Source organism: Magnetococcales bacterium, assembly GCA_015228935.1.
Taxonomy (GTDB): Bacteria; Pseudomonadota; Magnetococcia; order Magnetococcales; family DC0425bin3; genus HA3dbin3.
The window spans coordinates 1-13,174 of the sequence record JADGCO010000104.1; the positions used below are offsets into that span (position 1 = coordinate 1).

The following is a 13,174-nucleotide window of genomic DNA, read 5'->3' on the forward strand; positions in this document are numbered from 1 at the left end:
CCCCACTGGGGGATGAATCCCCCAGACCCCCTCTTTTTTTTCATTTTGTTTTTTTGGACGGGGTTTTAAATGGCACACACGGTCGTTATTGGAGGCGGAATTTCTGGACTGGCCACCGCCTGGTTTCTCTCCCGTCAGGGAAAAACAATCACTGTTCTGGAAAGCCAAAACCGGGTTGGAGGCATGATCCATACCTCCCATCGTCAGAACTACTTGATCGAACATGGCCCCAATTCCACCCTGCAAAAGCCGGGAGACCCAACCGATGGTCTGGGACGCTTGGTGGCCGGTCTGGATATTTCCGAACGTCTCGCTGTTGCCAATCCCCAAGCCGCCCGCCGCTACGTTTGCAAGAATGGTCGGCTGCTTCCACTACCGGCATCTCCCCCACAGTTCCTGCGCACCCCGCTCTTTTCCTGGCCAGCCAAACTGCGTCTGCTGCTGGAGCCATTCGTGGCTCAAGGTGACGAAAACGAAAGCATCGGAAGTTTCGTGACGCGCCGCCTGGGTCGGGAATTTCTGGATTATGCCGTGGAACCATTTGTCAGTGGGGTTTACGCCGGAAATCCCTGGCAATTGTCGGTGGCCGCCGCAGTGCCACGGATTTATGCCCTGGAGTTTGAATATGGTTCCCTGATCCGGGGGGCATTGGCCCTCGGGCGCTTGCGAAAGGCAACAGGAATGCCTGCGGGACGCCTGGTCGCTTTCGATACCGGAATGGAATTGCTTCCCCAAACCATCGCCGCAAAACTTCCTCCCGATACCGTGCATACGGGTTCGCATGTCACCTGCCTGGAAGCGACCGGAACAAAAGGTTGGCGGGTGACCTGGGAAAAAGGGAATGAAAAAAATCAAATTCAGGCATCCCAGGTCGTGCTGGCTGTTCCGGCCATGGCCGCCGCACAATTACTTGAACCACTCTCTCCCGTTGCAGCACAACTCCTGAAAAAAATTTCCTATGCCCCCATTGTTTCCATGGGCATGGGTTTCAAGCGCTCACAGGTCGGGCATCCCCTGGATGGGTTTGGCTTCCTGGTGCCACGTCGGGAAAATGTGCGGACTTTGGGTGCCCTTTTTTCCAGTACTCTGTTTGCCCGGCGTGCCCCGGAACAGCATGTGCTGCTGACCTCGTTCATGGGCGGAGCGACTGATCCGGAAGCTGTACATGAAGCGGAGCAACTTCTGACAGATCAGGTTTTGCAGGATTTGCAAAAAATTCTGAATATTCAAGGAACTCCTGAATTGATGCAGGTTACGGGGCATCGCCAGGCCATTCCGCAATATGCCTTAGGCCATCTGGATCTTTTGCGTGATCTCGATGCCGCCATGGCTCCCTGGCAGGGTTTGAGTTTCCGGGCCAATTGGCGGGATGGTATTTCCGTGGCGGATTGCGTCAAAAATGCCGAAATATTAGCAAATCAATTGAAAAATAAAGAATAATTAACGTTTGAAAAACTGGGATCTTTTATTTTGAATTGGTTCTGGATAGCACTACTGCGCGGCGAAAGTTGATTGGGTGCATATTTTGCCGATATAAAATGGATCGCGCCGGAAATGACAACATGAATGGGCAAAACAGCCATGGCAAGATTGGTCGTTCTGGATACGGAAACCACCGGCATGTCCCCGGAAGCCGGGCATCGCATTGTCGAGATCGGTTGCGTGGAACTCGTCGAAATGCGACTCAAGGAGACCCGGCAATGGTATATCGATCCTGAACGAGATATTCCGGAAGAGGTGATTCGCATCCATGGCATCACCCGGGAAATGGTGGCCGGCAAACCCAAATTTGCTGAAATGGCGGACGAGTTCCTGGAGTTTATCGGCGAGGATCCCCTGGTCATTCACAATGCGGCATTTGATCTGGGATTTATCAATGCCGAGTTGACCCGGGCCGGTCGGGTGCCCCTCGATCCGGAACGCGCCATCGATACCATGCGACTGGCACGGCGGCGTCTGGGTGGTGGTCTGGTCAATCTTGACGCCTTGTGCCAGCGCCTGGATGTGGACAACAGCCAACGCGACCGGCATGGTGCCTTGCTCGATGCGCAGCTTTTGGCACGGGTCTACATCGAACTGGAAGGCGGCAACCAGTTCCGTCTCGCCCTGACAACCTCCGATCCGGTGGAAACGGTCGCCGCTCCCTTACCCGCAACACCTTCCAAGGTGCTTCCTCCGCGAGAATGGCCTATTTCCCCACAGGAGGCAGCAGAGCATGCGAATTATCGCAATTTTCTGCAAAAGGAGAGTGGCAAGTCTCTGGACTGGCCCGATTGATCCATCAGACATGTCCCGGCCTGCCAGACCTCCATCCCGATCTGGCAACCCGGAACACTTTCCATCCTCACCTGCGCCTGGAGATCAGACCGTCGCTCAATAGCGAACCTGCTTGACCTCCAGAACATTTTCCACCCGCAGAAGAGCCGCCATGATGGCTGCCGGAACCTCCTGATCGACATTGATGAAGGCGATGGCGTGGCCGCCAACAGCGACGCGCCCCAGATGAAAATTGGCAATATTGACGCCCGCCTCTCCCAGAATGGTCCCAACCCGACCAATCAACCCGGGTGCATCCTGATTGGCAATGAACAGGAGATTGCCTTCCGGGGTCGCTTCGATGGGCACATTGTTCATGGCGACCACACGGGGTTGAAAACCATTGAACAAGGTACCGGAAATGGAGCGTTCCCGCTTTTCGGTCGTGATGGTGACATTGATCAGGGAGGTAAAGCCCTGCTGGGATCGACTGTGAACCGTTTCAACGACTTCGATGGCTCGTTCTTCGGCAATCAGGGGTGCGTTGACCAGATTGACGCCGGTCTCCAGCATGGGGGTCAGAATGCTGTTGAGAATGGTGTTGGTGATCGGCTTCAGTTTCAGCTTGCTCACCTCCCCTTCGTAGGAGACGTGAATTTTTTTGACACCGGCTTCCGTCAACTGCCCCAGGGTGGTTCCCAGCTTGTCGGCCAGATTGAGGAAGGGCCGCAGACCGGGCAACTCCTCTTCGGAGACCGAGGGAATGTTGAGCGCATTCTGGATGGTCCCGCTCAACAGGTAGTCGGAAATCTGCTGGGCAATCTGGATGGCGACATTGACCTGTGCCTCCCGGGTCGAAGCCCCCAGGTGCGGGGTCAGGACCACATTGTCAAACTCGAACAGCGGATGATCCTTGGCCGGTTCCTTTTCGAACACGTCCAGGGCGGCAGCAAAAATTTTCCCCGATTTCAGGGCATCGTAGAGGGCTGTTTCGTCGATGATGCCACCCCGGGCACAGTTGACGATGATGACCCCGTCCTTCATCCGAGCGAAGGCCGAGGCATTGACGATATGGCGCGTGTTGCGGGTCATGGGGGTATGGACGGTCAGGACATCGATGCGCGGCCAGAAGGCGTCCAGATTGTCCACCAGCTCCACCCCCATATCCTCGGCGCGTTCCTTGCTGATGAAGGGATCATAGGCCAGGACATGCATCCCGAGACCCAGAAAACGCTCCACCACCAGGGCACCGATATTGCCGATGCCAATGATGCCCAGGGTCTTGCGATAGAGTTCCCGACCCATGAAACGGCTCTTTTCCCATTTGCTTTGCCGGGTCGAAGCCGTCGCTGCCGGAATTTGACGGGCTGCTGCCAGGGTCAGGGCGATGGTATGCTCCGCCGTGGTGACGGTATTGCCGAACGGGGTGTTCATGACGATCACCCCATGTTTGGATGCGGCTGGAATATCCACGTTGTCAACCCCGATCCCGGCACGACCAATCACCTTGAGTCGGGTACCGGCCTGGATCAGATCGCTCGTCAGGCGGGTTGCCGAGCGGATGGCAACACCGTCATATTGGCCGATGATGGCCTTCAAATCCTCGGGAGTGATCCCCGGTTTATAGTCTACGTCGATACCCCGGGTGCGAAAAACCTCTTCAGCCTTGGGGGACATCTTGTCGGCGATCAGCACTTTGGGCATGGTTCTTTTCCTTGTCTTTACAAGTCAACATTTTTGATCAAAAAAGTTCACATCTTTAAAGTGGACTCGGTTTAGCATAGGCGATGGTGAAATGACAAGCACTGCAATCAAAGGTAAAAATTCCGCACCAAAAGAAAAAAATTTCGGACGGGTCTTGATTGTGGCCGGTTCTGATCCAGTGGCCGGGGCTGGCTTGCAGGCCGATCTCAAGACGGTCAGCGCCATCGGTGGCTACGCCATGACGGCGGTCACGGCCATCACGGTCCAGGATACCCGTCAGGTGTACGATTTTTTGCCCCTGGAACCGGACTGGGTGGCCAGGCAGATGCGGGTGGTGTTGCAGGACGTAGGTGCCGACTGTGTCAAACTGGGCATGTTGGGTTCACCGGGTATTGTCGCGGCTGTCGCGGCTGTTCTGGCTGACCATCCCGGGTTGCCGGTGGTGGCCGATCCGATCCTGGTGGCTGGCGGTGGCGGATCTCTGGCAAAGGAGGGGGCCGCGACAGTTTTGCGGAATCTCCTGTTGCCCCGGGTGACCTTGTTGACACCCAATGTCCCGGAAGCGGAAGTGTTGACCGGATTGACCATCGATTCCACGGCCACCATGGAACAGGCTGCCCAACAATTGGCCAGAATCGGCTGTCGCGTCTTGTTGACGGGTGGTCACCTCGCCTCCGGTGAGATCATCCGGGATCTTTTTTTTGATGGGCAAACGTGCCACTGGTTTGCATCCCCCCGGCGTGCCGGACCTGGATTCCATGGCACGGGTTGCACGTTGGCCTCCGCCGTGGCCACCGGCGTGGCCCAGGGCATGACCCTGCATGATGCGGTGGCGCATGGACTTGACTATGTGCGGCGTGCCGTGGCAGGCAGCTTGTCTCTTGGGCAGGGACAGTTGTTGTTGCGGCATTTTTTGGGTCTTGATGATGAATGAAGGGGTGGGACAGAAGGTTCAGGGGGAAGCGGCTTGACCCCTCTTCCCCCTGGTTCGTTCGTGTTTACAGGTCAAAAAGTCGAAAATTCATCTTCAGTTTCATGGTGTTCTTCACCGGATTTGCGTGCCGGGGCAGGCAAAGCCTTGCGTGCGGGTGCTTGGGGATGCACGGCCTGGGTTTTGGGTTTGACAGGGTGTGATCGTTTGGCCGACTGTTGTCGAGCCGTATGATCCTGTTGACCAAGGTTGAAGAAGGCGACGGAGTGCGCCATCGCCTTGGCTTGGGCGTTCAGTTCTTCCGCAGCAGCAGCCAGCTCTTCGGAAGTGGCCGCATTCTGCTGGACCACATGGTCGAGCTGTTGAATCGATTCACCGATTTGGGCGATGCCTTCGCGTTGTTGCCGACTGCATTCCGCAATACCCCGGATGCGCTCTGCCGTATCCTGAATGTCGGGTACCAGCTTGTCGATGATTTGACCCGCCTGTTCGGAAATGCTGACGCTGGAAGAAGAGAGGTGACTGATTTCTCCAGCGGCAATCTGGCTGCGTTCGGCCAGCTTTCTCACCTCTGCGGCAACCACAGCGAAACCTTTGCCGTGTTCACCGGCTCGTGCTGCCTCGATGGCCGCATTCAGAGCCAGCAGGTTGGTTTGCCGGGCGATTTCTTCAATAATGCTGATTTTTGAAGCAATTTCCTTCATCGCCTTGACCGCCTGATTGACGGCTTCACCTCCCCTGGCCGCATCCTGAGAGGCCTTGGTGGCAATGGTCTGGGTGGTGTTGGAACTGTCTGTGTTGAGTTGGCAACTGCCCATCATCTCTTCCATGGCCGACGAAGTCGTTTCCAGGGATGCCGACTGTTCGGATGTTCCCTGGGAAAGAGTTTGCGCGGAATCCGTAATGGCATCGCTGCCATTCGAAACCTGCCCGGCAGCCGTGACGACTTCACCGATGATCTCGCGCAACTTTTCCGCCATGCCTTTCAATGTTTCCGCCAGTTGGCCAATTTCATCCTTTTGATTCAATTGTATGGTGGCCGTCAGATCGCCTTTTGCAACCTGTTGGGCAAAGGCCACTCCCTGAGTCAGACTGCTCACGATTTTGCGGGTCAGGAAGAAAGCAATCAACAGCCCAATCAATACCGCCAGCACACTGACCATGACGATCATGGTTATGGCGGATACAATTTTTTCATTGGCATGTTTTTCTGTTGTTTCGCTGCGCTTTGCGGCATTATCCACCAATTTTTCAATGGATTCCCGGTGGGCCTTGTAGAGACTTTCCATCTCTTTCATGATCGCGACAGATTTATCCCGGTTGCCATTTTGCATCTCTTTCGAATATTCACCCGTGGCTAATGAAAAAAACGCCATGGCCGATTTGTGGGCATTTTCCATCAGGGGCAACAATTCAGGATCCAATTGTGTTTTCAACCAAAAATTATGGCGTTCTTCATACTCCTTTTTTACTTTGGCCAACGTCTGGATGGATTTGTTGAGTTCCTCCCTGGAGGTTGCACCGTTCATCTCCTGCACCACTTCCCAGGACTCCAGAATGAAGAGTGGTGGGGGCAACACATCCGCCAACAGGTCCTTGAAAAGGACGATTCGTCCATAGACCGGGCCATTGACCTTATAGGTTCCAATGGTATCCAATGCAGTCAAAGAGACGAAAATCAGTAACACCAATACGAATCCAAAACCCAGACCAAGCTTGACCCCTAGTTTCAAATCGTTGACGAATGCCATCTTCTGTCCTTTCTTTCTCATTTTTTATTTTGTTATATACCAGATCAAATACTGGTTGCTTGTAAGCTGCCTGTAGCGGCAGTAAAACACACAGAGACACGGAGGTTTCGACAAAAAACATGCTGAACCGTATCTATCCTGGAAACATGGAAATAAAAGAATTGTGAGAAAGATGTTGTTTGAAGGGGATCATCATCCTGCGGAGTTGGGGAGAAGTTTTGACAAAGCCTTTCATAGTCTGGCCTTTTCGATCATAATATAATTTAATGCCGTCCCTTCTGCAAAATCAAGTAAATATTTTTTGCCGGCCTGAAATCCTTGGGAAAAAATTCAATAATGACAGTTTTTTCTTTTCTTGGATCTGAGCCGTTTTGTATAATCCAGATCACCATAATGCCCTAATTAAAAAATATTAAGAATTAAACGCCATGATTCAGGAAAAGAAATGCCATGCCAAAATCCGAAAGCATCTCCAAAAAAATACTGCCCGCATGGGTGATCCTCCTGGGCTTGGGAGTCTGTCAGGACGTTGCGCTCGTGCAGGGTGAGGAGTCCGCACGCGCATCTTCGCCGGAGGCTGTGAAACAGGAAATAGAAAAATCAAATCAACAAGTCATCAAATTTCATCAAGCAGGCAAATATAAAGAAGCCATTGAAATTGCAATAAAATCGGTCGCCATGTCCGAAAAGTCACTGGGACCGGATCACCCCGATGTGGCTATGAGTCTGAACAATCTGGCGGAGTTGTATCGAAGGCAAGGCCGGTATGAAGAGGCGGAGCCGCTCTACAAACGATCCCTGGCCATTTCGGAAAAGGCCAGGGGAGGGGAACATCCTGCCGTGGCCATGGGTATGAACAATCTGGCGGGATTGTACATGATGCAGGGCCAACATGACCTGGCCGAGCCGTTGTTCAAACGAGCCTTGGCCATTTGGGAAAAGGCCCAGGGACCAGAACATCTGGACGTGGTGCAAAGCCTGAACAATTTGGCGATATGGTATCAAAAACAAGGTCAGCATGCCCTGGCCGGGCCGCTGTTCGAACGATCCCTGGCCATTCGGGAAAAGGCCCTGGGTCCGGAACATCCGGATGTGGCGGCCAGTCTGGACGATTTGGCAGAATCATATGACGCGCAAGGTCGGCGTGAAGAGGCAGAGTCGTTGTACAAGCGTGCCCTGGCGATCAAGGAGAAGAGCCTGGGACCGGATCACCCATCCGTGGATCAAAGCCTGAACTTTTTGGCAGATCTGTATCGCATGCAAGGTCAGTTTGCCCTGATCGAGCCTCTCTATAAACGGTCCCTGGCCATCCGGGAAAAGGCGCTGGGTGCAGATCATCCTGAAGTGGCTGTCGCCCTGAGCAATTTGGCCATGCTGTATCAAACTCTCGGCGAGAATGCCTTGGCGGAGTCGTTGCACAAAAAATCCCTGGCCATTTTGGAAAAAATTCTGGGACCCGATCACCCCGATGTAGCCACCAGGCTGAACAATCTGGCGGCGTTGTATCACGGGCAAGGTCAGTATGCCCAGGCCGAGCCGCTGTTCAAACGGTCTCTGGCGATTGCGGAAAAGGTTTTGGGACCCGATCATCCCGATGTGGCCAACAGCCTGAACAATCTTGGGGCACTCTATCGGGAGCAGGGCCAGTGTGCCCAGGCCGAACCGCTGCTCATTCGATCCCTGGCCATCATGGAAAAGACCCAGGGACCCGATCATCCCCATATTGTCTCCATCCTGAATAATCTGGCGAAATTGTATGATGGACAAGGCCAGCAGGAAAAAGCCGCGCCGCTGCGCAAACGTGCAAGGTCGATCCAGGAAAAAGCCAAAGAAAAACAACCTCTCCCAAATGCGTCTCCCACCGTTCCCGAACTTATGAAAAATGGCAATGCCGCAAGTCAGAAAGAGGATTGTGACCAGGCCATTGTCAATTATTCGGATATCCTGGCGAAGGATGATAAAAATATCGATGCATATTTGAAAAGAAGTGCCTGCTATGAACAGAAAGAACTTTATAAAGAGGCCATCCAGGATGCAAACAGGGTTGTTTTGTTGGATAAATATAATCTTGACGGGTTGAATTCCCTCGGATGGTATTATATTTTAAATGAACAATTTAAAGAGGCACAGGAAATTTTACTGCGTGCCCACGCGCTGGATGCGTGGGATTTGGCAATAACCGTCAATCTCGGACACACATATCTATTGACAGGAAAGGTCAATGAAGCCCAAAAATATTATGATGAATCATTGAATTTATTAGAATCAGCAGCGGAATTTAACGAAGGAGTGGGGACTGATTTTGAATTGTTCATAAAAAAGGGGTGGATGGTTGATGATGTCAAGAAAGAATTGGCCAGGATTAAAAATGCATATGAACTCGTGAAGGAAAAAATATCGGCGCGAGAAGAGATTGCCAAACTGGATCAACAGTTTCAGCAGCTCCATCAGACAGGAAAATATCAGGAAGCCGGTGATTATGCCCGGAAAGCCGTTGCGATGGCCGAAAAAATCCTGGGACCGGAACACCCTGATATGGCCCTGAGCCTGAACAATCTGGCGGAATCGTATCAAGCCAAAGGCCAGTATGACCAGGCAGAGCCGTTGTTCAAACAATCCCTGGCGATCAACGAGAAGGTTTTTGGTTCACAACATGTCGCAGTGGCCATCACTTCGAACAATTTGGCGGAACTGTATCGAGTGTTGGGCCGGTATGCCGAGGTAGAGCCACTGAGCAAACGATCCCTGGCAATCTTTGAGAAGACACTGGGACTAGAACATTCTGTCGTAGCCCAGAGCCTGAATAATTTGGCGTTATTATATAGTGGGCAGGGCCGGTATACCGAGGCAGAGCCGCTGTTCAAACGATCCCTGGAAATTTGGGAGAAAATCCTGGGACCAGAAGATCTCAAGGTGGCCTTGAGCCTGAACAATATGGCGGCAATGTATATATCGCAGGGTCAGTATGATCGTGCGGATGTGGTGTTGCAGCGTATATCGGCAATCAGGGAAAAGTCCGCAACACCAGAACATCCCGATTTGGTCATGAGCCTGAACAGTCTGGCGGCACTGTATAAATATACAGGCCGGCATGCCCAGGCCGAGCCGTTGCTCAAACAATTTCTGGCGATCAGTGAAAAAAGCGAGGGAGCAGAACATCCTCGTGTGGCTTTGGGCCTGTCCAATCTGGCGGAACTCTATACAGTGCAAGGCCAGTATGCCATGGCTGAACCGCTGTTCAAACGCGCACTGGCAATCCATGAGAAGGTTTTTGGCCCGGAACATCCAAAAGTGGTCAACATTTTGCGGGATTTGACAGAACTGTATGTGAAACAAGAGCGGTATGCTGCGGCTGAATCACTGATCAAACGCATCCTGGAGAGCAGGGAAAAGGCGCTGGGGCCGGAACATCCAGAGGTGGTTCGCACCTTGAACAGTTGGGCGGCATTGCATCTGGTGCAGGGGCAGCATGAAAAAGCCTTTGCCCTGATGGCGCGTGCTTTTCGAGTTGCCAACAGTTTTCTGGAGCGGAATCTGTGGCATGTCGGGGAAAAAACCCGCGAGTCGTATCTCGAACAGGTGGACTATGAAGATGCCTATATCTCCCTGTTGAGTTACATGAACAATGATGAAACAGCCAAAGAGGCTCTCTTCCATTCCCTGGCCCGCAAGGGGTTGTTGCTGGATATCAACTCGGCAATCGATGATGTGGCACGTGGCGGAAAATATCCGGAATTGAAGGAAAAAGCGGATCTTTTGGATATCCGTAAACAGGAATTGGCACAATTGGCGTCGAGTGGTTCAGACAAGAAACAGCAGTCCGAACTGCTGGGCAGGGAAATTGACAAGCTGGAAGCGGAATTGGCCGGCAAGGTGCAGCCCCTGCTCCAGAACAAGTTTGCCGTGGATCCCGACAGGGTTTTGTCGGCATTGCAATCCGGTCAGGTGTTGGTGGATTTTCTGGTGTTTCGGGAGTTCGATTATAAAACCCTGCAATTTCAGAAATGGCAGATCATGGCCCTGGTCGTTGATCCCCAGGTCAAACCGGTGATCCGCATGGTGAAATTGGGCGAAAAGGATCCCGTCTCCAGCCAGATCAAGGCCTATCGACAAGCGAAGAAAGAGTCAGACAGTGCGATGATGGAGGATCTGGCCAAAAAACTTCAAACCTTTTTCTGGCAACCTTTGCAGCCGCTGTTGGTGGGAAAGAGTACCGTCTATCTGGTGCCGGACAAAATATTATACATGTTGCCCTTCAACGTCTTGAAGGACGAACAGGGAAATTTTTTCGGTCTGCCCATCAAGCTGAATTTGCGCGTCTCGGCCCGTGATGTGGTGGAACAGGGAAAAATATCCGCCCCGGTGGTGGAACAGGGAAAAATATCCGCCCCAAATGCGTCTCCCACCGTTCCCGAACTTATGAAAAATGGCAATGCCGCAAGTCAGAAAGAGGATTGTGACCAGGCCATTGTCAATTATTCGGATATCCTGGCGAAGGATGATAAAAATATCGATGCATATTTGAAAAGAAGTGCCTGCTATGAACAGAAAGAACTTTATAAAGAGGCCATCCAGGATGCAAACAGGGTTGTTTTGTTGGATAAATATAATCTTGACGGGTTGAATTCCCTCGGATGGTATTATATTTTAAATGAACAATTTAAAGAGGCACAAGAAACCATATTGCGTGCCTACAGGCTGGATGCGTGGGATTTGGCAGTAAACGTCAATCTGGGACATACGTATTTATTGACCGGGAAGGTCAATGAAGCCAAAAAATATTATGATGAATCACTGAATTTTTTAAAATCGGCGGCAATATTTGAAAAAGGAGTGGTGGCTGATTTTGAATTATTCATAAAAAAAGGGTGGATGGTTGAAGATGTCAAAAAGGAATTGGCCAGGATTAAAAACGCTTATGAACTCATGAAGGAAAAAATATCAGCGCGAGAAGAAATTGCAAAACTCGATCAACAATTCAAGCAACTTTATCAATCGGGAAAATATCAGGAAGCTGTTGATCTTGCCAGGAAAGCCGTTGCGATGGCCGAGAAAAATTTGGGACCGGAACATCCTGACCTGGCCCTGAGCCTGTATAATCTGGCGGAGGCGTATCGAGTCAAAGAGCAGTATGACCAGGCGGAACCGTTGTTCAAACAATCCCTGGCCATGCGCGAGAAGGTTTTGGGAGCAAACCCTGTTGAAGTGGCTGTCAGCCAGTACAGTTTGGCGGAACTGTATCGGGCGCAAGGCCGGAACAGCCAGGCAGAGTCGTTGTACAAACGCACTTTGGCCATTTTTGCAAAGGCACTGGGACCGGAACACCCCAATGTGGCCAGCAACCTGAACAGTCTGGCCATACTGTATAAGAATACAGGCCAGTATGCCTTGGCAGAGTCGTTGTTCAGGCAGTTTACGGCGATCATGGAAACCACATGGGGAGCAGACCATCCCGAAGTGTCTACCGGGCTGAACAACCTGGCCGAACTGTATCGGGAGCAGGGCAGGTATGACGAGGCAGAGACGTTGTTCAAGCGCGCATTGGCCATTCTGGAAAAGGAGAGACCGGAACACATCCATGTGGCGAGAAGCCTGAACAATCTGGCGGTCACGTATCAGGCACAAGGCCGGTATGCCCTGGCGGAGTCCCTGCTCAATCAGGCATTGACGATCCATGAAAAAGCCCTGGGGCCGGAACATGCCATGGTGGCCGACAACCTGGACAATCTGGCCATGCTGTATCGAGTGCAAGACCGGAATGAACAGGCCGTGCCGTTGTATCAACGCGCCCTGGCGATCCGGGAAAAGGGTTTGGGAGCGGACCACTTGCAAGCGTCTGCCAGCCTGGATCGTTTGGCGGTCGTGTATCATATGCAGGGCCGGTATGCCGAGGCGGAATCGCTGTACAAACGCTCGCTGGCGATCCTGGAAAAGGAGTTGGGACCGGAACATGTCCAGGTGGCTGCCAACCTGACCACTCTGGCGGCCATGTATCATGTCCAGGACCGTCTTGCCGATGCGGAGCCGTTGTACCGGCGCGCCCTGGCCATCCGGGAAAAAAAACTGGGACCGGAACATGTGGATGTGGCCCAAAGTTTGACATTTCTGGCGAGATTGTACCTGTTGAACAAGCAGTATGCCGAGGCGGAACCGCTGTACAAACGTTCCCTGGCGATCCGGGAAAAAAAACTGGGGCCGAATCATGTGGAGGTGGCCGGGAATCTTGAAAAATTGGCGACTCTCTATGAGGCACAAGGGCTGCATGCGGTGGCGGAATCCCTGTTCAAACGCGCCTTGGCAATCCAGGAGAGAGCTTCCGGAGCAGATCATCCAGATGTGGCCAACATATTGAACAGTTTAGCGGAATTGTCCATGGAGCAGGGCGCGTATGCCGTGGCGGAACCGTTGTTCAAGCGGGCATTGGCCATCCGGGAGAAGGTGCTGCAACCGGACCATCCCAAAGTGATCGATTGTCTGAACCCATCTTCGCAGCTTTGCCCATTTTTCGAGCTGTTTTTGAGATGATTTCAAG

Annotated in this window: 5 protein-coding genes and 1 pseudogene; 4 read left to right on the top strand and 2 right to left on the bottom strand. The window is 52.4% G+C overall.

The window, feature by feature from the left end:
- Positions 1-69: 69 nt before the first annotated feature.
- Positions 70-1,440 (top strand): annotated as a pseudogene (gene hemG, locus HQL65_17600) (protoporphyrinogen oxidase).
- 141 nt (positions 1,441-1,581) lie between these two features.
- Positions 1,582-2,277, top strand: coding sequence for a DNA polymerase III subunit epsilon (gene dnaQ, locus HQL65_17605; protein MBF0138050.1), 696 nt, complete (start codon positions 1,582-1,584; stop codon positions 2,275-2,277).
- 96 nt (positions 2,278-2,373) lie between these two features.
- Here dnaQ and HQL65_17610 read toward each other — a convergent pair whose 3' ends face one another.
- Entirely contained in the window at positions 2,374-3,960 is a 1,587-nt protein-coding gene (locus HQL65_17610; protein MBF0138051.1) for a phosphoglycerate dehydrogenase, read from the bottom strand.
- A gap of 91 nt (positions 3,961-4,051) precedes the next feature.
- Between HQL65_17610 and thiD the strand changes: the two genes are divergently transcribed.
- The gene (gene thiD, locus HQL65_17615; protein MBF0138052.1) at positions 4,052-4,894 is read left to right on the top strand and encodes a bifunctional hydroxymethylpyrimidine kinase/phosphomethylpyrimidine kinase; all 843 of its coding nucleotides are present in this window, start codon (positions 4,052-4,054) and stop codon (positions 4,892-4,894) included.
- Between the two features lie 71 nt (positions 4,895-4,965).
- Here thiD and HQL65_17620 read toward each other — a convergent pair whose 3' ends face one another.
- Complete coding sequence (locus tag HQL65_17620) at positions 4,966-6,579, bottom strand: HAMP domain-containing protein (GenBank protein MBF0138053.1); 1,614 nt, start codon at positions 6,577-6,579, stop codon at positions 4,966-4,968.
- A gap of 513 nt (positions 6,580-7,092) precedes the next feature.
- Between HQL65_17620 and HQL65_17625 the strand changes: the two genes are divergently transcribed.
- The gene (locus HQL65_17625) at positions 7,093-13,167 is read left to right on the top strand and encodes a tetratricopeptide repeat protein (protein MBF0138054.1); all 6,075 of its coding nucleotides are present in this window, start codon (positions 7,093-7,095) and stop codon (positions 13,165-13,167) included.
- Positions 13,168-13,174 lie beyond the last annotated feature (7 nt).

Excerpts from the sequence above, each read along its gene's own strand:
- dnaQ (MBF0138050.1), top strand. The coding sequence starts at position 1,582 with ATGGCAAGATTGGTCGTTCTGGATACGGAAACCACCGGCATGTCCCCG.
- HQL65_17610 (MBF0138051.1), bottom strand. The coding sequence starts at position 3,960 with ATGCCCAAAGTGCTGATCGCCGACAAGATGTCCCCCAAGGCTGAAGAG.
- thiD (MBF0138052.1), top strand. The coding sequence starts at position 4,052 with ATGACAAGCACTGCAATCAAAGGTAAAAATTCCGCACCAAAAGAAAAA.
- HQL65_17625 (MBF0138054.1), top strand. The coding sequence starts at position 7,093 with ATGCCAAAATCCGAAAGCATCTCCAAAAAAATACTGCCCGCATGGGTG.